The organism is Streptomyces sp. NPDC048566 (genome assembly GCF_043199735.1).
Taxonomy (GTDB): domain Bacteria; phylum Actinomycetota; class Actinomycetes; order Streptomycetales; family Streptomycetaceae; genus Streptomyces.
This window is the reverse complement of the sequence record NZ_JBICWL010000032.1, coordinates 42,193-64,935: the sequence shown is the minus strand read 5'-3', so window position 1 is coordinate 64,935 and position 22,743 is coordinate 42,193. Positions and strand designations below refer to the sequence as shown.

The window sequence follows — 22,743 nt, the reverse complement described above, 5'->3', positions numbered from 1 at the left end:
GCAGGGGGGACCCTGTGGGAGAGTAGGACGCCGCCGAACTATTTGTGAGAGAACCCCCGTACCGGGGATACCGGTACGGGGGTTTTCTGCGTTTCCAGGCAGTCATGCGGGTCGAAGTCGAAAAAGGGGGAGGGCGGTCACGGTGCGGTGACCGCCCTCCCCCTTTTCTCCAAGCGGTGGAGGCAACGGCGGAGGTGAGCCGGCGGACCCGGGCGAGGCCGTCCGCGCGCGGGACCACGGACTCGTCCGTGGCCTTCCGCAGGCCGGACGAGCATGGCGCGCCCTGTGGGCCGCGCCTTCGGCAGGGCGGATATCCACGTGAGCGCCGCCGGGGACCCGTACTACGGTGACCACCATGAACCACGTCATCCGTTCCGTGTGGCCCGACGAGTGGCGTCAGGTGAGGGATCTGCGACTCGACGCCCTGCGGGACCCGGTCGCCCACCTCGCGTTCCTGGAGACCTACGAGGACGCCGCCGCGAAGAGTGACGCCTTCTGGAAGGAGCGCACCGCCGGTGCCGCCGTGGGGGTGGTGGACCGGCAGCAGCTCGTCGCGGTCGGCGACGACGGCGTGTGGGGCGGATCGGTGACCGTCCTGGTCGAGGAGGCCGGATCGGTGGACCCGTTCGGGCAGCTCGTCGAGGAGAACCAGGGGCACCTCGTCGGCGTCTTCGTGCGGCCCGAGCACCGGGGGGCCGCGGCCGGGGTCACCGGGGCGCTCTTCGACGCCGCCCTGCTGTGGTCCTGGGGGATCGGACTGGAGCGGGTCCGTCTCTTCGTGCACGAGAAGAACGGCCGGGCGGAGGCGTTCTACCGCAAGGCCGGATTCCGCCCCACCGGGAGGAGCGTGCCGATGCCCGGGGACACCGGGCAGCGGGAGCTGGAGTTCGTGATCACCCGGGGGGAGTGACGGCGGGCCCTCCGGGGGCGTCGCGGCACCCTAGGATTCCGGGTGGGATCGCCGTCGTCTCGGGGGAGCACACGTGGAACTCGGCTCTGTGGGGGTCAAGTTGGCGTCGGCCGCCGTGGCTCCCCTGGTGAGGAGGCTGTTCGCGGGCGAGGGACCCGGCGCCGGTCTGGTCGACCGGCCGATCCGGATCTCCGGGCGGCTCTCCTTCCGGGGGGAGAAGCGGTCCCTCACCGAGGCGGACGTACGGTCGCTGGCCGCCGAGTTGGTGCGCAGGGCGGTGAGCGCCGGTGAGCGTCCCGTCGAACCCGACGAGGAGCGGGCCGTGGCCGACGCCCTGGGGGCCACGCTGTACGCCCTCGGCGACCTCACCCTGACCGACCTGGACGCCGTCCGCCTCGGGCACCGGGAGTTCGCGCGGCGACTGCGCCGTGCCGCGGGCCGGCCGGAACGCGAACTGAGCGCCGAGGCGACGTACTTCCACGAGAGCCTCGTGGACACCGCCTGCCTGCACATCCTGCAGTTCTTCACGCAGCGCTCCACCTTCGTCGCGCACGCTCTGGTGGAGCAGGCGCGGCACCTCGACGAACTGGTGCGGAGCATGGACGAGTTGCTGCGCCGCACCCCGCTTCCCGAAGGGCAGGACGCCTCCTTCGAGGAGCGGTACCGGGACCACCTGCGCAGGAAGCACGGCCGGCTGACGATCCACGGCATCGATCTGCGGTCCCCGGCCCGGTGGCCGCTGGACGCGGGCTATCTCAGCCTGGAGGCGACCGGCACCACCCCGGCCTGGCGGACGGCGCGGCCCGTGCGCGACGGGCGCGGGGCCACGGCGCCGCACGCGGAGGCGGCGGCGCCTGTGCCGGGAGCCCCCGGTGCGGGCCGCGACGGCCGTCATCCGGCGTATGTGCTCGGCACGCGGCTGCGGGCCGGATGCGACCTGCCGGCGGGCCCGGGAGACCAGCCGCCCGCCGGCCCGGACGAGGCCGGTGAGGCCCGGCCCCCGGCCGGCTCCGCCACGGGCCCCGCACGGCTCGGCGTGCCGGCGGACGTCTCCTGGGACTCCGGCCGGCCGGCCGACCAGGCGCTCGCCACCGATCGGCGGGTGCTGCTGCGGGGCGAGGCCGGTTCGGGGAAGAGCACGCTCGTGCAGTGGCTCGCCGTGACCGCCGCGCGGGGTGATCTCGGCGGGCGGTACGCGTACCTGTACGGGCGGGTGCCCTTCGTCCTGCCGCTGCGCACCCTCACCCGCGACGGCGGCCGGCTGCCCGCTCCCCGAGCGTTCCTGTCCGCGACCGGCTGCCCGCTGGCCGGCGCGCAGCCCGACGGCTGGGAGGACCGGGTGCTCGCCGCCGGGCGCGGCCTCGTCCTCGTCGACGGCATCGACGAGGTTCCCGAGGGCGAGCGCGAACGGGCCCGGACCTGGCTGCGGGACCTGGTGGAGACCTACGACGGGGACAACCGCTGGCTGGTCACCTCGCGGCCCTCCGCGGTGCGGCACGACTGGCTGGCCGAGGAGGACTTCGCCGAGCTGACGATGTCCGCGATGAGCGCCCCGGACATCGCCGGATTCATCCGGCGATGGCATGCGGCGGCCCGCTCCGGCGCGGCCGAGGACGACGGATCCGAGCACCACGAGGCCCGGCTCCTCGCGGCGGTGCGCACCCATCCCGACCTCGGGCGGCTGGCCACCAACCCGCTGATGTGCGGGCTCGTCTGCGCCCTGCACCGCGACCGGCACGGCTATCTGCCCCACGCGCGCGAGGACCTGTACGAGGCCGCGCTGTCGATGCTGCTCGGCCGGCGGGACCGGGAGCGGGACGTGGCGGCGCCCGCCCTGCGCGAGGAACCGCAAAGGGAGGTGCTCCAGCGGCTCGCCTACTGGCTGATCAAGAACGGCCGTACCGAGATGGACCGTTCACGGGCCGAGAGCATCGTCGGCCGGGCGCTGCCCGGGACGCCCGAGCTGGCGGCGCTCGGGGAGGCGCCGGCGGTCTTCGAGCACCTGCTCCAGCGGAGCGGGCTGCTGCGGGAACCCGTCCCCGGCACGGTGGACTTCGTGCACCGCAGCTTCCAGGACTTCCTCGGTGCGCGGGCGGCGGTGGAGGAGGGGGACTTCGGGCTGCTCGTCGAGCACGCGGACGACGACCAGTGGGAGGACGTGATCCGGATGGCCGTCGCGCTCGCCCGGCCGCGGGAGCGCGAGACGATCCTGCTGGACCTCCTCGCCCGCGGCGAACGGGCACCGGACGCGCGGACCCGGGCGCGCATCGTCCTGCTCGCCGCTGCCTGCCTGGAGCACGCGACCTCCCTCGGCCCCGGAACCCGTGACGCCGTGGAACGGGCCGCCGCGACGCTGCTGCCGCCGGCCGACGAGCAGGAGGCGCGAGCGCTGGCCGACGTCGGCCCGCTGATCCTGCGTCTCCTGCCCGGGCCGGAGGAACTGGACGACCTGGCCGCGTACCACACGGTCATCGCCGCCTCGCACGTACGGTCCGACGCAGCCGTCGCCTACCTGAGCCGCTTCGCCCGCCATCCCTTCATCCCGGTCCGGGCGCAACTGCTCTGGGCCTGGGCCCGGTTCGACGGCCGGCGGTACGCGGACGAGGTGGTCGCCCGCCTGGCGCCGGACGGGCTCATCCACACCGTCCGGAACGACGAGCAGCTCGGCCACCTGCGGCGCCTGGGCGTCGCACCGGAGCGGCTCGACGTGCGGGCGGGAGTGTCCGGGGCGGCGCTGAGCGCATACCTGGAGGGGCACCGGGTCACGTCTCTGAGCCTGCGGGGGGTGCGGTCGACGGCCCTGCGGGCCCTGTCCGGGCAGCGCGAGCTGACCACGCTGACGGTGCGGGACTGCCCCGGCCTGGTGGACCTGACGGGCATCGGCGGCCTGCCGCTGCGGCACGTCGACCTCACCGGGCTGGGCGCCCGCACCGATCTGGGGGCGCTGGGCGAGCTGCCCCTGCTGGAGACGCTCGCCGTCGGGGGAGACGTGGTCTGGTCCCCCGCAGAGCTGCCCGCCGGCGCCCCGCTGCGCAGCCTGCGCCTGCTGCACGACGCGGCACCGCGGAGCGGGCTCCGCGGCCTCGGCGCGTTTCCCGGGCTCGAGGTCGTCGCGTTCTGCCCGGCCTCGGCTCCGGCTTCCGCTGCGGACTGGCGGGAGGTGGGTGCTCTGCCCGCCCTCACCGAGCTGACGACGACGGCCGCCTCGCTCGCGGCCCTGGAGCCCGGCGGGCAGCTCGCAGCCGTGGCCGCGCTGTACCTGGAGGGCGGAGACGCGGGGACGGTCCAGGCCGCCCTGGACCGGCTGCCGGCGGCGTTTCCGCGGCTGGCGGTCTGCGAGGTGGCGGGGGACCCGGCCGTGGCGGGAGCTCTAGACGTGTCAGCGCTGGCGGGCCTGCGCGACCTGCGGGTCCTGCACGTTCCGGTGCCGGCCGGCCGGGTCGGGGGCGCCGGGGCGCCGGCACCGTCCGTACGGCTGCTGTGCGGACGGCCGGCGGGCGAGCCGGCGGTCCGGCCGCTCCCCGGGTGACGGGGGCGAGGGCGGACGAGGGCCCGTCCTCCGCGCGGGGCGGGGTCGGCGGAGGAGCCGGAGTGGCTCGCCGGTCCCCGGCCGCTCAGTCCGGCAGTTCGTACGCGGGCCACCGTGAGCGGAGCTGTTCGCGGGAGCGGAGCAGGGCCAGCGTCGGCAGGCCGCGGGCCGGGCCCGTGGTGAGGAGGTCCGGGAGCCGGGGGAGCGGCGCGACGGCCGCCACGTCGTCGAGGACCAGGGTGAGTGGTGGGTCGAGCCGACCGGAGGATGACCGTTCGGCCATGCGCCGGCCACGCTCGACCACGCTGGAGACGAGGGCCGTCAGGAGCGGCATGGCGCCGGGACGGGTCCTGGGGTCCTCGATGGGTTCACCGACCACATAGAGCGTGCCCCCTTCCGCCACGAAGGAATCCAGGGTGAGGGTGTCGGTCCGGTGCGGCGTGCAGGATTCCCGGATGTTGACCGTGCCGAACGAGGAGAGCGCCCGTGTCGTCAACTCCTGCGCGATGTCACGGCGTTCGGGATGCGAGGTGAGGGCCGCCTCCAGCTCGCCGGCCGCGCCCGGCGCCGCCTTGGGGTTGGTCCGCAGGGCCCGGACGGCGTCCTGGACCTGGGTGCCCTGACTCCATCGGTGGACGTGCCGGAAGCCCTTGCCCTCGACGGCGGCCGCGTGCAGGAAGCTGCGCAGGAGCGTTTCCGCGGCGTCGGCCATCGGCTGGTCGGCCCGGGCCGTGGGACGCACCGCCGCGAGGAGGGCCGCGGCCCGTGCGGCGGCCGTCTCCTTGTCCTGGCATCCCGTCGTGGGCGACCAGTGGAGGCGGGCCGGTGTGTCACACCGGTGGGTCGGGTCGTAGAGCAGGACCGGGCCGAGCTTCGCGCGGGCGTCCTTGGTCTCCGACCAGACGCGCGGGTCGGAGGTGACGACGAGGGCCGGACCCTCGGCGTCGCGCACGGCCTGGGACGCGGTGGACCTGCGGACCTCGGCCGGGGCGAGGACGACGGCGTGGGTGTTCTCCCATGCCTGCCTGGGCTGGGCCGGGGTGGCGGTGAGCGGGACGGCTCCGTCGGTCGGCGCGGCCTCTCTGCCGCCCGCCCACATCGTCGCCGCCGTGGCGGTGACCGCCGCTCCGCCGTCCGCCCCGTGTCCGGCGTCGGCCGCCGCTCCGGTGTGCGCCGCGGCCGGGGAGGGGGCCGCGTGCGGCGGTGCGCCGCCGGGTCGGCCGCCGCGTGCCGGGGCGGGCTGTTCGTGCGGCCGTGCCGCGGGCGGGCCGGCCGGGGTATGGGCGCCGGTGCCCTGTCCGGCTTCCCGCGCCGCCCGGGCGTCCTCGGCGGCCCCGTGCGCCGGCCGGGCGTCCTCGACGGCCCCAGAGGCCGTGCGCGCCGTCTCCGGGGGCGCTGGGGGCGTCGGCCGGGCCTCCTCTGGACCCTCGGGACGTCCGGCCGCGGCCGGGGGCGACTGCTCCGGCCACGCTCGCTGTTCCGCTCGGGCCGGGGGCACCACCGGGCCGGCGGCCCGCGCCGCCGCGGCTTCGGCGCGCCGCCGGGCCCGGCCCGCGCGCCACCGGGCCGCCGTCCCCATCACGAACACCGTCAGGACCAGCAGCACCATCAGCTGGCCGATGAACAGGCCCCAGAAGAGGCCGTATCCGGACAGCTGGGCGGCAGGGGTGTCGGGCCAGGCCCCCGCCATGTCGTGCGGTGCGCCGATCAGGTGCCGCATCGCCAGGGGCGTACGCGGGAAGGTGACCGCGTCCGGCCAGGCGCCGCGGGAGAACAGCCCGGCGAGGCCGGTGGCCGTCCACACCATCAGGGTCATGCCGAGGAGGAAGCCGAGCACCCCGACGAGCAGTCCGTCGGGGATGCCGCCGTCCCGCTCGTGGCGCGGGCCGTGCCGGTCGTCCGGTCTCATCGCAGGCCGCCTCACGCCACCGTCGACTCGGAGGAGCCGTCGAGGTCGGCGAGATGCTGCTCCATGAACGCCGCCGCCCGCTCCTCCGCCTCCCGTTCGGCGGCGCGCATCGCGTCGTCGGACAGATGGTCGGCCGAGGACTCCGTCATCGCGCGGTCGGTGAAGACCAGCGGACGTTCCGTCTCGGTGATCAGATGCTTGACCACCTGGACGTTGCCGTTGACGTCCCAGACCGCGATGCCCGGGGTGAGCGTCGGGATGATCTCGACCGCCCAGCGCGGCAGGCCGAGGACTCCTCCCGTCGCGCGCGCCTCGTCGGCCTTCTGGGCGTAGACCGTTCTGGTCGACGCCATCTTCAGGATCGCGGCGGCCTCCTTCGCCGCCGCGCCGTCGACGACGTCGGACAGGTGGTGGACGACCGCGACGAAGGACAGGCCGAGGCGCCGGCCGAACTTCAGCAGCCGCTGGAAGAGCTGCGCCACGAAGGGGCTGTTGATGATGTGCCACGCCTCCTCCACCAGGAAGATGCGCTTCTTGCGGTCGGGCCGGATCCAGGTGTGCTCCAGCCACACGCCGACGATCGCCATCAGGATCGGCATGGCGATGGAGTTCCGGTCGATGTGGGAGAGGTCGAAGACGATGAGGGGGGCGTCCAGGTCGATGCCCACCGTCGTCGGACCGTCGAACATGCCCCGCAGGTCGCCGTCGACGAGCCGGTCGAGGACCAGCGCGACGTCCAGGCCCCACGCCCGCACGTCGTCTATGGCGACGTTCATCGCCTCGGCCGACTCCGGCTCGGGGTGGCGCAGCTGCTCCACGATGTCGGTGAGGACGGGCTGCCGCTCCACGATCGTCTCGTTGACGTAGGCGTGCGCGACCTTCAGGGCGAAGCCCGACCGCTCGTCCAGGCCGCGCCCCATGGCGACCTCGATGATCGTGCGCAGCAGGGCGAGCTGGCCGGTCGTCGTGATCGCGGGGTCGAGCGGGTTCAGCCGGATGCCCATGTCGAGCGCGGCCGTCGGGTCGAGCCGGATGGGAGTTATCCCCAGCTCCTCCGCGATGAGGTTCCACTCGCCCACGCCGTCCTCGCCCTGGGCGTCGAGGACGACGACCTGGCGGTCGCGGAAGCGGAGCTGGCGCAGGACGTAGGTCTTCTCCAGCGCCGACTTGCCGTTGCCCGACTCGCCGAGGACCAGCCAGTGCGGGGCCGGGAGCTGCTGCCCGTACAGCTGGAAGGGGTCGTAGATGTAGCCCTTCCCGGAGTAGACCTCGCGGCCGATGATGACGCCGGAGTCGCCCAGGCCGGGCGCGGCGGTCGGAAGGTAGACGGCCTGGGCCTGCCCGGTGGAGGTGCGGACCGGGAGCCGGGTCGTCTCGACCTTGCCGAAGAGGAAGGACGTGAAGGCGTCGGTGGCGACGGACAGCGGATCCCGCATCAGTGCATCAGCCCCTACCTGCGGATTCCGGTGGCGAACGGCAGTGTGTTGACGAAGGCCCGGTGGTGCTCGCGGTCGCACCACTCCAGCTTCAGATACGACTTGCCCGCCGAGGCGCGGATGGTGCGCTTGTCGCGGGCCAGCGCCTCGGGATTGCGCGAGGACACGGTGATGTAGCCGACGAGGTTGACGCCCGCCGCGCCGCTCGCGAGGTCCTCGCCGCGCTGGTCGAGGCGGTTGTGCGAGGCGATGTCGCGCGGGTCGACGGTCCGGTTCATCTTGGCGGCGCGGCTGGTCTCCGCGTCGTCGTTCGTCTTCTCGGTCAGCATCCGCTCGATGGCGATCTCGGTGGGTTCGAGGTCCATCGTCACGGAGACCGTGCGGATGACGTCCGGGGTGTGGACGAGGAGCGGGGCGAGGAAGTTGACGCCGACGGGCGTCATCGGCCATTCCTTCACCCAGGCCGTGGAGTGGCACCAGGGCGCGCGGGTGGAGGACTCGCGGGTCTTCGCCTGGAGGTACGTCGCCTCCGTGGCGTCCAGTTCGGCGGGCCAGGCGTTGCGCCTGGTCATGGCCTGGATGTGGTCGATCGGGTGATCCGGGTCGTACATCGAGTGCACGAGCGAGGCGAGCCGGCCCTGACCGAGCGGCTGCCGTACCCGGATGTCGGCTTCCTGGAGCCGGGAGCAGATGTCGGTCAGCTCGCGCGCCATGACGACGGCCAGCCCCGCGTCACGGTCGAGCCGCCGCCCGCCCTGCGGCCGGGCGGCGCGCGCCATGGCCTGCGCCTCGGCGGCCAGTTCGCGCGAGTAGTGCATGCACGCGACGAGGTAGGCGCGGTGCTGCTCGCTGCTCGTGGACACCATCGACTGGAGCTGGTCGTAGGACTGCCGGAGCCAGCCGGGTGCACGCTCGTCACCGCGGACGGTGACGTCCTTGGCGTGCGCGTCGGGGTCGGCGGGCAGGGTGCGGGCGAGCATCTGCAGGCGGGTGACGAAGCCGTCGCCGTTGGCCACGTGCTTGAGGAGCGTGCCGAAGCGGTCGACGAGGGCCTCCTGGTCCTCGCTGTCGCGCAGACCGACGCCGGGCCCCTCGATCTCGATGGCGGCCGTGACGGTGCGCCGGTCGGCGTGCAGCAGCACGGCGATCTCGTCGGGGCCGAACGGCGCGGCGAGCCAGGAGATCCGGCCGATGCCGGGCGGCGGGCCGATCTCGACCTCCTTGCCGTCGATGCGGACCCCCGCCTCCATCACCTGGCTGCGGTAGGCGGCGCCCCGGCGCAGACTCCGCCGGTAACTGCGGTTGATCTCGAACCACTTGTAGAAGGTGCGGCGCTTGTACGGGACGTAGACGGCCGCCAGCGCGAGCAGCGGGAAGCCCATGAGCAGCACGATCCGCAGGGACAGGACCGGGACGATCAGTCCGCACATCATGCCGAGGAAGGCGCCCGCGATGATGAGCGCGATCTCGCCCGATTCGCGGTTGCGGCCGACGATCGCGTTCGGCCGGGCGCGGCCGATCAGATACGTCCGGCGGGGCGTGACCGCGTGGGACACGTGGGACTCGGTCGTCAACGCCCTTCACCTCCCGTGCTGTTGGTGCTGCTGTTGCGGGTGTTTGCGGCGTGCGGGGTGTTGACCGGGCTGGTACGCGGTGGGGGTGCGGCGGAGGGGACAGATCCGCCGCCTCCGTTCGGCGTACGGGTGCTGTGCGCGGCCACACCACCGGACACCGGGTTGGCGGGACGGGACAGGCTGCCTCCGCCGCCGCCTCCGTTGTTGTCCGCGCGGGCGCTGTGCGTCTTGATGCCCTGGGCGACCATGGTCGCCGGAGAGCTGATGACGGCGGCTGCCTTGCCTTCGGCGCCCTGCATGATGCGGTTGCTGCGGGATCCTGCGATCTCGTCGCCGAACCCCGGGACGAAGCGGTAGATCATCGCGCTGGCGAAGATGGCGAGCAGGATGATGGCGAGGCCGGACACGACGGCGGAGAACGCGTCGGGGCCGCTGTCGGAGCTGAGGGCGCCGGCGAGGCCGAGCACGATGACGATGACCGGCTTCACCAGGATCACCGCGATCATGATGCCCGCCCAGCGGCGGACGTGACCCCAGAGGTTCTTGTCGACGAGGCCCGCGTAGACGACGGTGCCCAGCAGGGCGCCGACGTAGAGCAGGGCGGCCCGGATCACCAGCTCCAGCCAGAGGACCCCGGCGGCCAGGATCGACACCAGGGAGACGACGATCAGCATGATCGGGCCGCCGCCGATGTCGTCGCCCTTGCCGAGCGCTCCGGAGAACGTCCCGAAGAACGCGTCGGTCTGGTTGCCGGTGGTCTTCGCGAGCACCTCGGTCACACCGTCCGTCGCCGACACGACGGTGTAGAGGATCAGCGGGGTGAAGGCCGAGGCGAGCACGGTGAGCCAGAGGAAGCCGATCGCCTCGGACAGGGCCGTGCCGAGGGGGACGCCCCGGACGGCCCGCTTCGCCACGGCCAGCAGCCACAGCAGCAGGGTGAGGATCGTGGACGCCGCGAAGACGACGGCGTACTGCTGGAGGAACTTGGGGTTGGTGAAGTCGACGTTCGCGGTGTCGTTCACCGCGGCGGAGAGTTTGTCGACGGTCCAGGAGGCGGCGTCGGCGCAGCCCCGCGCCAGGGAGGAGAGGGGGTCGAGGGTGGAGCCGAGGGGGGAGTCCTTGGTGAGGCCCGAACGGTTACTGTCACCCTCGCAGTAGTTCTTCGCCGGGCCGTGGATCAGCCCGCAGGCGTCGCTGCTCGGAGAGGGCGACGGGGTGGGCGCCGCGACGGCTCTCGTGGCCAGCATCACCGCAGCCGTCTGGAGTGCCGCCACGGCAGCGGCCAGATTGAGTACGCGACGATTAGCGGGCATACGTGAACCCTCCGTACTCCTGAACAGCCTTCGCGATGTCGTCTGCTCCGGACGCTCGGTCGTCGCCCGGCACGGGCGCGGGACCGTCCTTCTGCTTGTGCGTGACGATCTTCCAGTCGTCGCCGGCCCACTCCATCTTCATGGTGATCGTGAACCAACTGCTCGTGACCGGGTTGGCGGAGTTCTCGCCCGCGAGGCCGAGCAGACCGCTGCACCAGACGTCCACGGTGGCCGCATCGGGAGAGACGGCGGTCGTCTTGGTACCGATGGCGCTCGTCCGCGAGACGAACGTGTAGCCCTGCGGCGCAGAGCCGTCCTCGTTCAGACCCACGTTCTTGTTGAACTGAGCTGTATACGCCTTGTCCAGCGTCGCCTCGTACTCGGCCACCTTGGACGGAACCATCACCGTGGCGAGGATTCTGTCCCGATCGGCCTTGTTGAACATCGCCGTCGAGCCCAGCGCCACCGCGTAGTTCGCCGCCGCGCTCTGCGCGCCCTCTCCCGTGTGGGGGAAGCCCGACGGGATGCCGGCGGACTTCGCGTCCACGGGGCGGTCGCCGGAGGCGGCCGTCGGGGACGTCTCGGCCTTGTCGCCGCCCTCGCCGCCCGACGAGGGCGCGTCGCCGCCGCGGTTGGCGAAGGCGATCGCGGCGATGAGCAGGACGACGACGCCGACCACCGTGATCAGGCTCCGCGAGGAGGACCCCCGCCCGCGGCGGGCGCCGCCGTAGACGTCGCCGTCGCGTTCGGGCAGGCGGGTGCGGGTCTGGCCGGAACCGCCGTACCCCCGGTCCGCGCCGCGCGGGGCGTCGCCGTAGCCGGGTTCGTCTCCGAGACTCATGCCGGGTACGCCCCCTCAACCTCTCGCCGAACCCCGTGGTACGACGGTAGCCGTGCTGGTTCCCGCGCGGACGCGGTGTGGTGACTCGACATCAGGGAAACGCAACCTCAGCCGGTGGGCACGACGGACGGGTGGGTCGGAGGACGGGCTGTCCGGGCACGCCCGGCCGGGGACTGGCGGTGCGCCGGCCGCGGCGCGCTCCGGCCGGGCTACACGGCCATGCCGTACACGATGGTGAAGAGCGTGCCGAGGGAGCCGATGATGAAGACTCCCGTGAGCCCGGCGATGATGAGGCCCTTGCCCTGTTCGGCGCTGAAGGTGTCGCGGAGGGCGGTCGCGCCGATGCGCTGCTTCGCCGCACCCCAGATCGCGATGCCGAGGCACAGCAGGATGGCGACCGCCATCACCACCTCGACCATCACCTTGGCTTCGTTGCCCAGGCTGCCGAAGGGGCCCCAGTCCGGGGCGATCCCGCCGATGATCGTGTTGATGTCGCCCTTGTCGGCTGCGAAAAGCATGTAAGTCACCGCCCCTAGTGGGTAGTTCTGCACCCTCTGCCACTGCGCAGAGGTCGGGCCCATTCTCGCCGACAATGACGCCTTCGTATGTCGACTTGACGTCATTGGTTGGCGGGTTTCGTGCGAATCCCTTGCCACCGGCGTGCGCGGGGCCCTTTCGGGCGGCGTACGGCGGTATGTGAAGAGTCGTATCGTCACTCTGTGTATCACGGCCGGTCACGCCGGGCAATGAAGTGGGAGCGAAACCTGGCGTGTGGTTCTGTCGTTGTCCCCTTCTATGGCCTCCGCCGACCATGCGAGGGCGGACGCGGGCCACCCGTACCGGTTCTGACGGCTCGTCGTTCCCCAGGCTAACTCCCCCGCGGCCCGTGCCGACGGCCAGAGCGCCCGCGGTCGACGGCCCACGGCCGGCGGGAGTGTCGCCGGCGCGCGTCCGGCGACGGAGGCAACAGCACCGAGGAGGAGCAACCGTGATCGACGTCCACCATCAGATCGCCGCCGTGCGGCGCACGGTCGACACCCGCGTCCACGGGGCGGGCGAGGCCCGCGTGGTGACGCTGGCCCAGACGTACGACGCCCCCGTCGAGGACGTCTGGGACGCCGTGACCCGTGCCGAGCGCATCCCCCGCTGGTTCCTGCCCGTCTCCGGCGACCTGCGGCTCGGCGGCAGCTATCAGCTGGAGGGCAACGCCGGCGGCACCGTCGAGCGCTGCGACCCGCCCGAGGGCTTCGCCGCGACCTGGGAGCACGGCGGCGACGTGAGCTGGATCGAGGTGCGGCTCACGGCGGAGGGCGGGCGCACCCGCCTCCGGCTCGACCACATCGCGCACGTCGACGAGGAGCGCTGGGCGCAGTTCGGCCCGGGGGCCGTGGGGGTCGGCTGGGATCTCGGCCTGCTGGGCCTGGCGGGCCACCTCGGCTCGCCCGCGGGCGTCCTCGACCCGAAGGACGGCATGGCCTGGCTGGCCTCGGACGAGGGCCGCGACTTCGTCGTCCGCAGCAGTGAGGGCTGGTACGCGGCGAACGTCGCCGGCGGCGAGCCCGAGGCGAGCGCGCGGGGCGCGGCGGACCGGACCACCGCCGCCTACACGGGCGCCGAGCCCGCCTAGTCGGTCCCCGGCGTCCGGGGCGGTGCGGCGCACGGGCGGAGCGTCGCCCGCGTTCCCGACGGGGCCGGGTGGTGCGGCTACGCGGCGCGGTGCCGTGCCGGGCGGTGCGAGCGAGTGGAGCCGTTCCGGTCGCGGCGCGGGCGTCCGGCCCGTCCGCCGTCCGTCACGGGCGGTCCTCGGCCGGAGCCGGCGGCCGCTGGTCGGCCGCGCCCGTCACGAAGTGGTCGAACTCGCCCGCGCGGACGCCCAGGACGAACGCGTCCCATTTCCGGCGGGTGGTGGTCACCACGTTCTCCGGGTCGCCGGTCTCCCGGAGATGGACCAGGCCGTCCGCGCCGAAGGCGAGTTCGATCCAGGGTCCCGGCCCGGTCACGCCCGCCGGCGCGGCCCGTACCCAGTCCAGGCCCGGGGGGATGTCGGTCAACGGTGGTGTTCCTCTCGGGACAGGCGGAAGCGGGCCGCTGCCTCGTCGCTCCGGACCCCGGGTCCCCGGTCGGGGGACGTCCGCGGCCACCGTATCCCCGTCCCGGCCGCCCCGGGCCGCGGGGCGGCAGCTCGCCCGACCCCGCCCGGCGTGTGCGGTCGCGGCCCGGGCGTTCACCCGTGTGGGTGTACGCGGGGGACGGGGGCCCGGGGCCGCGGAGGGGGCCGGGAGGGCCCGCCGGGTGCGGACGGGCGGCCCGGCGGGTCCCGGGTGATACTCGGACGCGTCCAGGGTTTTGCTCACCCGCTCGGGGCAAGGTGGGAGGCGATGAAGCGCACCCGCGTCACCCCTTTCGCCGGCGCCCGGCGGCCCGCGCTGCTCGGCGCGGTGGCCGTGCTGCTGGCCGTGACGACCTCGTCGGTGGCCGCCGCCGACGACGGTCCGGGGCCGTTCGGCGTGACCGTCCAGGCCGCCGCGAACGCCCGCACCGCCCGGATCGGGGCCCTCTTCCACGGGGCCGCGGCCGACCGGGGCCGCGACGGGCACTTCTGCACCGCCTCCGTCGTGCACAGCACGGGACGCGACCTGCTCGTCACCGCCGCCCACTGCCTCGACGGGGACGGGAGGCTGTCCTTCGCGCCCGGCTACCGCGAGGGAACCGCGCCGCACGGGTTCTGGGACGTGCGGCGGGTGTTCCTGCCCGGCGGGTGGACGGACGGACGGCACGAGGACAGCGACGTCGCCTTCGTCGCCCTCGACGAGCGGGACGGCCGACGGGTCGAGGACGCCGTCGGCGGCAACGCCTTCGCCGCGCACCGCGCCACCGGGGCCACCGCGGTCACCGTCACCGGCTACCCCCGCACCGCCGGCACCGCCGTCACCTGCACCGACAAGCCCACCGCGGTGAGCGGCACGCAGCAGCGGATCGCCTGCCCCGGCTTCCCCGGCGGGACCAGCGGCAGCCCCTGGGTGAACGGCGACGGCGCCGTCGTCGGCGTGATCGGCGGCCGGGAAGAGGGCGGCAGGACCGCCGACGTCTCCTACAGCGCCGTGTTCGGCACCGAGGCCGCCGACCTCTACGAGCGGGCCGATTCGGCCGGTTGACGCCTGTCCGGCGCAACACGGACGCCCCGCCCGCGCGCGACCTCCCCCACCCGCGGAGCCCGCCTCTACACTGACCCCGGCGGACTCCTGGGCGGTGAGGGGCGGTTGACGGTGCGTAAGACGTGGATCGCGGCGACCGCCGTCGTCGGCGCGGCGATCAGCTTCGTGATGCTGCTCGTCGTCGGGGTCTACCTGGTCGCCGGGAACCTCGCGGGCGGCGGCGCCGTCGGCCTCGCCAAGGGGGCCGTGCCCGCCGCGTACCAGCCGCTCGTGCAGAAGTGGGGCACCCTGTGCCCGGCGATCAATCCGGCGCTGCTCGCCGCCCAGCTGTACCAGGAGAGCGGATTCAACCCGAAGGCCAGGAGCCCCGCCAAGGCCGAGGGGATAGCGCAGTTCATCCCGGGGACCTGGGCCACCCACGGGGTGGACGGCGACGGCGACGGCGACCGCGACGTATGGGACCCGAATGACGCGATTCCGTCGGCCGCCTCCTACGACTGCCAGCTCGCCTCCTACGTGAAGGACGCGCCCGGGAACCCGACCGAGAACATGCTCGCCGCCTACAACGCGGGCGCCTACGCGGTCATCAAGTACCGGGGTGTTCCTCCCTACCGGGAGACCCGGAACTACGTGAAGACGATCACCACGCTGGCGAAGAGCTTCGCCGCGCCGGTGACCCGGGTCGACCCCTCGAAGCAGGCCGCGACGGCCATCACCTTCGCGCAGAAGAAGCTCGGCACGCCCTATCTGTGGGGCGGCAACGGCACCGCCGACCAGGGCGGACGGTTCGACTGCTCGGGTCTGACCAAGGCGGCCTACGCCGACGCGGGCATCACCCTGCCCCGGGTCGCCAACGACCAGTACAACGCGGGGCCGCACCCCAGGCGGGCCGAACTCCTCCCGGGGGACCTGGTGTTCTTCTCCGACGACCTCACCGACTCCCGGGCCATCCGGCACGTGGGCATCTACGTGGGCGGCGGGTACATGATCGACGCGCCCCGCACGGGTGCCGTCATCCGCTTCGACCCCGTCGACACCCCCGACTACTTCGGGGCCACCCGGGTGACGGAAGATGGCGCGAAAGCATTGCCCACCTCCATCTGAAAGAACCCCCTGAGCTGCGGCGATGTGTCTCTCTTCGATAACGTCTGCGTGATCGTTCCGTGGAGTGCGGAACCCACCGGAGGGAACTGTGCGTTCCTGTTCCACGTAGAGAACCGTTCTACGACCACGGGGGTGGATCAGGCGGCGCGCGACAGGGCGTGACCGCGGGAAAGACGACGAAGGGGCCCGCAGCACCATGGCTGGACTCGCCGAATCCGGGTCGAACCCCGACGTCGATCTGCTGTACGACATCAATGGCCTGGCCAAGGACGCGCCGCACTGGTTCGACCGCGTCATGGAGTTCGTCGGCGAGTGGGGTCTCCTCGTCGCCATGGTGCTGCTGCTCGTCGGCTGCTGGTGGACCGTCCGCCGGCGGGCCGACGCCGACGCGGCGTCCTCCGTGGCCGCCCTCGTCTGGGCTCCGCTCGCCGCGGGCATCGCCGTTCTCGTGAACATCCCCATACGGGGTTTCGTGGAGCGGCCGCGGCCCTTCGTCGACCACCAGGGCCTCGACGTCCTGATCGGCGGCAAGACCGACTTCTCCTTCGTCAGCGACCACGCGACGCTCACCATGGCGATGGGCGTCGGGCTCTTCGTGGCCGACCGGCGGTTCGGCCTCGCCGGCATAGGGATCGCGCTGCTCGAAGGCTTCTGCCGGGTCTACATGGGCGTGCACTATCCGACGGACGTCGTCGGAGGCTTCGCCCTCGGCACCGCCGTGGCCCTGCTGCTGTCCCCGCTCGCCATGGTCCTGCTGACCCCGCTGACGGCCGCCGTGGAGCGGTCGCCGCGGGCGGGGCGGCTGATCCGCGCCCGGGGCACCGCGCGCTCCGGGCGGGAGACGCTCATCCCCGGAGCACGGGCCGAGCATGCCGAGGAACGGGACCTGGCGGCCTGACCGGCCCGCCGCCCGGGCCCGGCCCCCTCGGCCGGGAGGCCGGGAGGCTGCGGCGGCGACCGCCGGACGCCGACCCCGTGACCGTGCCGGCGGAGCCCGCCGGCCGCGGGAGGGTCACCCGGCCCGCGGGAGGGTCACAGGGCCTGCGGGAACGAGAAGAAGCGGTCCGGGTCGTACCGGTGCTTCAGCGAGGTGAGGCGGGCCGCCGCGTCCCCGTAGTAGGCCGTGCGCCAGTCGGTCAACGTCGCGTCCGTGTAGTTCTGGTAAGCCGCGCCCGACGCGTGCCGGGCCATCGCGTGGTGCGCGCCCGTCAGCCAGGACCGGGCGGTGGTGCCGGAGGTGCCCGCCCGCCAGGACGCGATGTACTGCGCGAGCATCCGGGACCGGCGGTGCACGAAGGCGGTCGCCGTGGGCGACACCCGGTTGACCGCGCCGCCGAGCGCCGTGAGCGCGATGCTGCCGGAGCCGCCGCGGACCGCCGACACCTGGCTCAGCAGCGTCTGGACGCCGGCCGCCGGGATCGACCGGTCGAAGAAGTCCGAGCGGGCCGCGTACGTCTCGCGGCCGAGGGCGCCCTGCGCGCTGCGGCCCGGCGTCGAGCCGGGCAGATGGCATTGGGCGTCCGCCGAGAAGGACGAGCAGCCCGCGTACACCTCCATCGACTCCTCGTAGGACCGCTTCCTGAGGGAGACACTCCGCGCCGGAGCGCCGACGCGGTCGGCCAGCCGGTCCACGGCGTTCTGGAGTTCGCCGTACGTGCCGAGCGAGAAGGCGGCCACCGAGACCGTCGGGGTGCCCCCGGCCGAGCCCGCCAGATGGCAGGAGGACCAGATCTCGTCCGGCTGCCCCGGACCCCACTCCTGCCACGCCCTGACCACGGCGGCGGCCTTCGTCCACGGCCAGGTCAGGTAGGCGGAGACGCCCTGCGGCGCCGGGTGGGTCCGGAAACGCAGTTCGGTCACGACGCCGAAGTTGCCGTTGCCCGCGCCCCGCAGGGCCCAGAACAGGTCCTTGTTCTCGGTGGAGTCGGCGGTCAGCTGCTTGCCTGCGGCGGTGATCAGCGTCGCCCCGGTGAGGCTGTCGCAGGTCAGCCCGTACGCCCGGGACACGACTCCGTGCCCGCCGCCCAGCGTCAGACCGGAGATGCCGACGGTGGGACAGGACCCCGCCGGGACGGTGACGCCCTTGGCGGCCAGCGCGCGGTAGACGTCGATCAGCTTGGCGCCTGCGCCGACGACGGCCTCGTTCGCCGAGGACCGGATCCTGCTCAGCTTCGACACGTCGACGACGAGGCGGCCGTCCCCGGAGGACCAACCGGCGTAGGAGTGGCCGCCGTTGCGTATCGCCACCCGCACATCGTGGGCGCGGGCGTACGCCAGCGCGGTCCGTATGTCGTCGGCGTGCGCGACGTAGGCGACGGCGGCGGGCTTCAGCCCGTCGAACCGCGTGTTGTAGAGGCGGCGGGCGGTCGTCCAGTCGCGGTCGCCCGGGCGCACGAGGCTGCCGTCCAGGTCGTGGGAGAGCGCCGTCCAGTCAGCGGCCGGGTGCCCGCCGGCCGTCGCCGTGCGGGTGCCCGAGGCCGCGGCGGCGGTGCCGTCCGCGGTGCCGGAGGCGCCCGAAGCGCCGCTCTCGCCACCGCTGTTGCACGCGGACGTCGCCGCCGCGGTGAGGACGGCGGCGGTCCCGCCGATGAACGTACGCCGTTGCATGTGCGCCTCCCCTTGGGTTCCGTGGAACGAGACGGGCCCTCGGACCCGCAGGTTCCACGCGCGGCCGTCGCGAAACGGCCACGATCCCGCATCCCCGCCCGAGCGCACGGCCCGGGGCACCGCGGAGTGGGGTGCGAGGGAGGCGACGGGGGAGTGGGGGAGAGCGAGAGGAGCGGGCGGCGGAAGCGGAGGGAAGAGGAGGGAAGAGGAGGGGAGGGGCCGCGGGGCGGGTGAACCTGGGGCGGGCGGGGCTCAGGAGGTGAGGTCGGTCGCGTGGGCCGCGCCGTCCGCGCGGGCCTGGCTTCTCGCGCGGCGCGCCGGACCCCGCCAGCCGCAGGTGCAGCGGGCCAGGCAGAAGCGCCCCTGTTCGACGGTGGTCGCGCGGTGCTCGGATACCGGTTCGGTGACGTCCTGCTGCTCCACACCGACCACGTTACCCAGCGCAGGTGAACGGACCCCCTCCGCGTGACGAGTGCCCCCACCCGTCGTTAAGCGGGACGACAGGGAGACCCGGACGGACCGGCTGGGGGTCGGCGGACGATGGTGGCGCAGCAGGAGGGGCGGGCGGCCGCGGTGGCGCTCGTCGTGGCGGGACTCGTGGTCTGTGGCACCGGGTGCTCGGGCGGCGGGGCGGCGGCGGACGACAGGGGCGCGGGCGCCGACACCGTGGGGACGCTGCGACGGGCGGCCGAAGCGCTGGAGCGCGCGGGGACCGCGAAGGCCGGCACGTCCATGGAGATGGCCACCGGCGGGACCCGGGTCACCATCCGCGGCCGGGGCGTGTACGACTTCCGCAAGCAGACCGGGCGGCTCACGGTGCTGCTGCCGCAGGACCCCGCGGGGACGGAAGAGCACCGGCCGATCACGGAACTGCTGGCCCCGGGTGCGCTGTTCATGAAGAACCGCGGCGCCGGTGTGCCCGCCGACAAGTGGGTCCGGGTGGAGACGGCCGGTCTCACGGACGGGAACCTGGTGACGGGCGGCGCCACCGACCCCTGCGCGGCGGCCGAGCTGCTGCGCGGCGCGCGGACGGCGACGTACGTGGGCCGGGCCGAGATCGGCGGCACCTCCGTGCGGCACTATCGCGGAACCGCCGACCTGCTGGTGGCCGCCCGGGGCGCCTCGGCCGGGCAGCGGCCCGCGCTCGCCGCGGCGGCGAAAGGGTTCGCCACCACGCGGGTGCCGTTCGACGCCTACCTCGACGACGCGGGACGGCTGCGCAAGGTCCGCCACCGCTTCCGTTTCGTCAACGACCGGAAGCAGGGCACGGTCGACGTCGCCTCGACGACGCTGCTGTACGGCTTCGGCACCGCCGCCGACGTGCGGTTGCCGCAGGCCGGCGACATCTTCGCCGGGAAGATCGCGGAGTAGTGGATTCCGGTGGCGGGGGCAAGAGCATCCGGAGCCGTAGCGTCACCGGGGGGCCGGAAATGGCCCTTCCGTGCCATGCGCGGTGTGTAGACCACTCCCTACTCTAGGAAGTCGGTGACGGCAGGAAGAGGTGAGCGCGCGTGGCTCCGGTCGGCGGTACGGCAGTTCAGGACCACGTGGCCCTCGCCGAGATCGAGCTGTGCGGCGAGCTGATGATCGCCGCCTCGGCCGCCGACGAGGAGCGGCTCAGCCTGGAGAGCATCGACGAGGTCCTGAAAGTGGCCGAAGAGCGCGCCCGTCCGTGCGGAGCGGACGGCCGGGACACCGGCCGGGCCGCCGGCCCGGCGCCCGCACGCTGAGGGTCCGTACCCCGGCCGGTCCGGCGGCTCGCGGGACGGATCGGGGAGCGGTTCGGGGAGCGGTTCGGGGAGCGGATCGGGGAGCGGATCGGGGGGCGGCGAGTCCCGGCGCCTTCCCGGCTCCGGCGCCTTCCCGGCTCCGGCACCCCTGCCGGCCGGTGACCGCCTCGGCCGGGCCGGACAGGGCGGCCCTGCCGGCCGGGTGGGCTCGCCGCTGCTCCCGCAGCGCGGACCCGTCGGCCGGAGGCACGGCGCACGTCCGGAACGTCACGGGGGTCGCGGATGTCACATACGTCCCCCGCGTCGCGTGCGTCACACCGGTCAGGTCCTGAGCAGGCGGCCGATCGCCTTCGTGGCCTCCTCGACCTTCGCGTCGATCTCGGCGCCGCCCTTGAGTGCCGCGTCCGCCACGCAGTGCCGCAGGTGCTCCTCCAGGAGTTGGAGGGCGAAGGACTGCAGCGCCTTCGTGGACGCCGAGACCTGGGTGAGTATGTCGATGCAGTAGACGTCCTCGTCCACCATCCGCTGGAGCCCCCGGATCTGCCCCTCGATCCGCCGCAGCCGCTTCAGGTGCTCGTCTTTCTGCTGGTGGTAGCCGTGGATCCCGCGGTCGTGGTCGGTCACGACCTCGGTTCCGTCGCCGGAGGGCGCCGGTGCGCCGGCCTCGCTGGTCGTCATCGCGTCCCCTTGGTGATCCGCTCGATGGTTTTGTCAGGACCCTGTCCGGGGACTGTCCCGGATGCCGGTCGGGACGCGGCTCGTACGCCGGGCCACATCCTGTCCGATACGCCCTGTATATATACCCCTAGTGGGTATATGGTAGCGAACTTTGCCGGGTACAGGGCCCCTGCCGGACGCCGGTACCGGACCCTGTGCTGATCACTGTGCTCGATGGGCGACACTGGGGGACGGCCCATTAGCCGTGGCCGGATGATGCACCTAGCATCAGCCTGACCGAACCGAAGCACCCCGAGGACCCCAACGTGCGCTTTCGTCTGACCCCCAGGGAGACGAGCTTCTACGACATGTTCTCCGCCTCCGCGGACAACATCGTCACGGGCTCGAAACTCCTGATGGAACTGCTCGGAGCGGACGCGTCCGCACGGGCCGAGATCGCAGAGCGCATGCGGGCTGCCGAGCACGCCGGTGACGATGCGACGCACGCGATCTTCCACCAGCTGAACTCCTCGTTCATCACGCCGTTCGACCGCGAGGACATCTACAACCTGGCCTCGTCCCTCGACGACATCATGGACTTCATGGAGGAGGCCGTCGACCTGGTCGTGCTGTACCAGGTCGAGGAGCTCCCCAAGGGGGTCGAGCAGCAGATCGAGGTCCTGGCGCGGGCGGCGGACCTGACCGCCGAGGCCATGCCGAACCTGCGGACGATGGACAACCTCACCGAGTACTGGATCGAGGTCAACCGCCTGGAGAACCAGGCCGACCAGATCCACCGCAAGCTGCTGGCCCACCTCTTCAACGGCAAGTACGACGCCATGGAGGTGCTGAAGCTCAAGCAGATCGTGGACGTGCTGGAGGAAGCGGCCGACGCGTTCGAGCACGTGGCGAACACGGTGGAGACCATCGCCGTCAAGGAGTCCTGACCCGTTCATGGACACCTTCGCTTTGATCGTGACCATTGCGGTCGCGCTCGGATTCACGTACACGAACGGCTTCCACGACTCCGCGAACGCCATCGCCACGTCCGTGTCCACGCGCGCGCTGACGCCGCGGGCCGCGCTCGCGATGGCCGCGGTGATGAACCTCGCGGGCGCGTTCCTCGGCAGCGGGGTCGCCAAGACCGTCAGTGAAGGGCTGATCCAGACACCGGAGGGCTCGAAGGGGATGGGCATCCTCTTCGCCGCCCTCGTCGGCGCGATCACCTGGAACCTGATCACCTGGTACTTCGGTCTGCCCTCGTCGTCCTCGCACGCCCTGTTCGGCGGCATGGTCGGCGCGGCGCTGGCCGGTGGCACCACGGTCTACTGGAACGGCGTGCTCGACAAGGTCATCATCCCGATGTTCCTGTCGCCGGTGGTCGGCCTGCTCGTCGGTTATCTGGTGATGGCCGCGATCATGTGGCTGTTCCGTCGGGCCAACCCGCACAAGGCCAAGCGCGGCTTCCGTATCGCCCAGACGGTCTCCGCGGCGGGCATGGCGCTCGGGCACGGACTCCAGGACGCCCAGAAGACGATGGGCATCGTGGTGATGGCGCTCGTCATCGCCGACGTGCAGAGCGCGGGCGACCCGATCCCGGTCTGGGTGAAGATCGTCTGCGCGATGATGCTGTCGCTGGGCACCTACGCCGGCGGGTGGCGCATCATGCGGACGCTCGGCCGGAAGATCATCGAGCTCGATCCGCCGCAGGGCTTCGCCGCGGAGACGACCGGTGCGTCGATCATGTTCGCCACCGCGTACCTCTTCAAGGCGCCGATCTCCACGACGCACGTGATCACCTCGGCGATCATGGGTGTGGGGGCGACGAAGCGGGTGAACGCCGTGCGGTGGGGTGTCGCCAAGAACATCGTGCTCGGCTGGTTCATCACCATGCCGGCGGCGGCGCTGGTCGCAGCCGCGAGCTTCTGGGTCGTGAACCTGGCGATCCTCTAGCCGCCCGGCGAGGCTGGACGTCCCC

General features: G+C 73.0%; 20 protein-coding genes. 10 read left to right on the top strand and 10 right to left on the bottom strand.

All coding sequences use genetic code 11. The features are described 5' to 3' along the window. Positions 1-355: 355 nt before the first annotated feature. Both ACGFS9_RS29855 and ACGFS9_RS29850 read left to right on the top strand, forming a co-directional pair. The gene (locus tag ACGFS9_RS29855; protein WP_393257419.1) at positions 356-910 is read left to right on the top strand and encodes a GNAT family N-acetyltransferase; all 555 of its coding nucleotides are present in this window, start codon (positions 356-358) and stop codon (positions 908-910) included. A 73-nt stretch (positions 911-983) separates the two neighbouring features. Beyond that, positions 984-4,439: an NACHT domain-containing protein gene (locus tag ACGFS9_RS29850; RefSeq protein ID WP_393257417.1), complete on the top strand. Its 3,456-nt coding sequence runs from the start codon at positions 984-986 to the stop codon at positions 4,437-4,439. An 85-nt stretch (positions 4,440-4,524) separates the two neighbouring features. On the opposite strand, the gene ACGFS9_RS29845 is transcribed toward ACGFS9_RS29850, so the two are convergent. The 6 genes from ACGFS9_RS29845 to ACGFS9_RS29820 form a co-directional block, all read right to left on the bottom strand. After that, the gene (locus ACGFS9_RS29845; RefSeq protein ID WP_393257415.1) at positions 4,525-6,348 is read right to left on the bottom strand and encodes a type VI secretion protein; all 1,824 of its coding nucleotides are present in this window, start codon (positions 6,346-6,348) and stop codon (positions 4,525-4,527) included. 11 nt (positions 6,349-6,359) lie between these two features. Then, complete coding sequence (locus tag ACGFS9_RS29840) at positions 6,360-7,784, bottom strand: ATP-binding protein (RefSeq protein ID WP_393257413.1); 1,425 nt, start codon at positions 7,782-7,784, stop codon at positions 6,360-6,362. Positions 7,785-7,798: 14 nt separating this feature from the next. Continuing rightward, positions 7,799-9,358: an SCO6880 family protein gene (locus tag ACGFS9_RS29835; RefSeq protein ID WP_393257411.1), complete on the bottom strand. Its 1,560-nt coding sequence runs from the start codon at positions 9,356-9,358 to the stop codon at positions 7,799-7,801. Further along, positions 9,355-10,671, bottom strand: a complete 1,317-nt coding sequence (locus ACGFS9_RS29830) for a hypothetical protein (RefSeq protein WP_393257409.1) — start codon at positions 10,669-10,671, stop codon at positions 9,355-9,357. The genes ACGFS9_RS29835 and ACGFS9_RS29830 overlap by 4 nt, the downstream gene beginning before the upstream one ends. Continuing rightward, positions 10,661-11,512, bottom strand: a complete 852-nt coding sequence (locus ACGFS9_RS29825; protein ID WP_393257407.1) for a hypothetical protein — start codon at positions 11,510-11,512, stop codon at positions 10,661-10,663. The genes ACGFS9_RS29830 and ACGFS9_RS29825 overlap by 11 nt, the downstream gene beginning before the upstream one ends. Before the next feature lie 209 nt (positions 11,513-11,721). After that, positions 11,722-12,030 (bottom strand): hypothetical protein, encoded by a 309-nt coding sequence (locus ACGFS9_RS29820; RefSeq protein WP_037622434.1) that lies wholly within the window; start codon positions 12,028-12,030, stop codon positions 11,722-11,724. Positions 12,031-12,500: 470 nt separating this feature from the next. Between ACGFS9_RS29820 and ACGFS9_RS29815 the strand changes: the two genes are divergently transcribed. Then, the gene (locus tag ACGFS9_RS29815) at positions 12,501-13,139 is read left to right on the top strand and encodes an SRPBCC family protein (protein WP_393257405.1); all 639 of its coding nucleotides are present in this window, start codon (positions 12,501-12,503) and stop codon (positions 13,137-13,139) included. A gap of 163 nt (positions 13,140-13,302) precedes the next feature. On the opposite strand, the gene ACGFS9_RS29810 is transcribed toward ACGFS9_RS29815, so the two are convergent. Continuing rightward, positions 13,303-13,563 (bottom strand): DUF397 domain-containing protein, encoded by a 261-nt coding sequence (locus ACGFS9_RS29810; RefSeq protein WP_393257403.1) that lies wholly within the window; start codon positions 13,561-13,563, stop codon positions 13,303-13,305. Positions 13,564-13,890: 327 nt separating this feature from the next. Here ACGFS9_RS29810 and ACGFS9_RS29805 point away from each other — a divergent pair, with 327 nt between their 5' ends. From ACGFS9_RS29805 to ACGFS9_RS29795, 3 genes are all read left to right on the top strand, one after another. Next, entirely contained in the window at positions 13,891-14,667 is a 777-nt protein-coding gene (locus ACGFS9_RS29805) for a trypsin-like peptidase domain-containing protein (RefSeq protein WP_393257401.1), read from the top strand. A 111-nt stretch (positions 14,668-14,778) separates the two neighbouring features. Then, positions 14,779-15,771 (top strand): NlpC/P60 family protein, encoded by a 993-nt coding sequence (locus ACGFS9_RS29800; RefSeq protein WP_393257399.1) that lies wholly within the window; start codon positions 14,779-14,781, stop codon positions 15,769-15,771. Between the two features lie 196 nt (positions 15,772-15,967). Further along, positions 15,968-16,669: a phosphatase PAP2 family protein gene (locus tag ACGFS9_RS29795; RefSeq protein WP_393257397.1), complete on the top strand. Its 702-nt coding sequence runs from the start codon at positions 15,968-15,970 to the stop codon at positions 16,667-16,669. 134 nt (positions 16,670-16,803) lie between these two features. Here the strand turns inward: ACGFS9_RS29795 and ACGFS9_RS29790 are convergent, their stop codons facing one another. Continuing rightward, positions 16,804-18,378, bottom strand: a complete 1,575-nt coding sequence (locus tag ACGFS9_RS29790) for an FAD-binding oxidoreductase (RefSeq protein WP_393257395.1) — start codon at positions 18,376-18,378, stop codon at positions 16,804-16,806. Between the two features lie 252 nt (positions 18,379-18,630). Continuing rightward, a complete protein-coding gene (locus tag ACGFS9_RS29785; protein ID WP_393257393.1) occupies positions 18,631-18,801 on the bottom strand; it encodes a hypothetical protein in 171 nt (56 codons plus the stop codon). 117 nt (positions 18,802-18,918) lie between these two features. On the opposite strand from ACGFS9_RS29785, the gene ACGFS9_RS29780 reads away from it, so the two are divergent. Next, positions 18,919-19,749, top strand: coding sequence for a hypothetical protein (locus ACGFS9_RS29780; protein ID WP_393257391.1), 831 nt, complete (start codon positions 18,919-18,921; stop codon positions 19,747-19,749). A 140-nt stretch (positions 19,750-19,889) separates the two neighbouring features. Continuing rightward, the gene (locus tag ACGFS9_RS29775; RefSeq protein ID WP_393257389.1) at positions 19,890-20,108 is read left to right on the top strand and encodes a hypothetical protein; all 219 of its coding nucleotides are present in this window, start codon (positions 19,890-19,892) and stop codon (positions 20,106-20,108) included. Positions 20,109-20,429: 321 nt separating this feature from the next. On the opposite strand, the gene ACGFS9_RS29770 is transcribed toward ACGFS9_RS29775, so the two are convergent. After that, positions 20,430-20,786 (bottom strand): metal-sensitive transcriptional regulator, encoded by a 357-nt coding sequence (locus ACGFS9_RS29770; RefSeq protein ID WP_393257387.1) that lies wholly within the window; start codon positions 20,784-20,786, stop codon positions 20,430-20,432. A gap of 305 nt (positions 20,787-21,091) precedes the next feature. Between ACGFS9_RS29770 and ACGFS9_RS29765 the strand changes: the two genes are divergently transcribed. Further along, complete coding sequence (locus tag ACGFS9_RS29765; RefSeq protein ID WP_393257385.1) at positions 21,092-21,712, top strand: DUF47 domain-containing protein; 621 nt, start codon at positions 21,092-21,094, stop codon at positions 21,710-21,712. Between the two features lie 7 nt (positions 21,713-21,719). Next, complete coding sequence (locus ACGFS9_RS29760) at positions 21,720-22,718, top strand: anion permease (RefSeq protein ID WP_393257383.1); 999 nt, start codon at positions 21,720-21,722, stop codon at positions 22,716-22,718. The last annotated feature ends 25 nt before the right edge of the window (positions 22,719-22,743 follow it).

Coding starts and splice junctions, on each gene's coding strand:
- ACGFS9_RS29855 (WP_393257419.1), top strand. CDS start 356: ATGAACCACGTCATCCGTTCCGTGTGGCCCGACGAGTGGCGTCAGGTG.
- ACGFS9_RS29845 (WP_393257415.1), bottom strand. CDS start 6,348: ATGAGACCGGACGACCGGCACGGCCCGCGCCACGAGCGGGACGGCGGC.
- ACGFS9_RS29840 (WP_393257413.1), bottom strand. CDS start 7,784: ATGCGGGATCCGCTGTCCGTCGCCACCGACGCCTTCACGTCCTTCCTC.
- ACGFS9_RS29830 (WP_393257409.1), bottom strand. CDS start 10,671: ATGCCCGCTAATCGTCGCGTACTCAATCTGGCCGCTGCCGTGGCGGCA.
- ACGFS9_RS29825 (WP_393257407.1), bottom strand. CDS start 11,512: ATGAGTCTCGGAGACGAACCCGGCTACGGCGACGCCCCGCGCGGCGCG.
- ACGFS9_RS29820 (WP_037622434.1), bottom strand. CDS start 12,030: ATGCTTTTCGCAGCCGACAAGGGCGACATCAACACGATCATCGGCGGG.
- ACGFS9_RS29805 (WP_393257401.1), top strand. CDS start 13,891: ATGAAGCGCACCCGCGTCACCCCTTTCGCCGGCGCCCGGCGGCCCGCG.
- ACGFS9_RS29795 (WP_393257397.1), top strand. CDS start 15,968: ATGGCTGGACTCGCCGAATCCGGGTCGAACCCCGACGTCGATCTGCTG.
- ACGFS9_RS29790 (WP_393257395.1), bottom strand. CDS start 18,378: ATGCAACGGCGTACGTTCATCGGCGGGACCGCCGCCGTCCTCACCGCG.
- ACGFS9_RS29780 (WP_393257391.1), top strand. CDS start 18,919: ATGGTGGCGCAGCAGGAGGGGCGGGCGGCCGCGGTGGCGCTCGTCGTG.
- ACGFS9_RS29770 (WP_393257387.1), bottom strand. CDS start 20,786: ATGACGACCAGCGAGGCCGGCGCACCGGCGCCCTCCGGCGACGGAACC.
- ACGFS9_RS29760 (WP_393257383.1), top strand. CDS start 21,720: ATGGACACCTTCGCTTTGATCGTGACCATTGCGGTCGCGCTCGGATTC.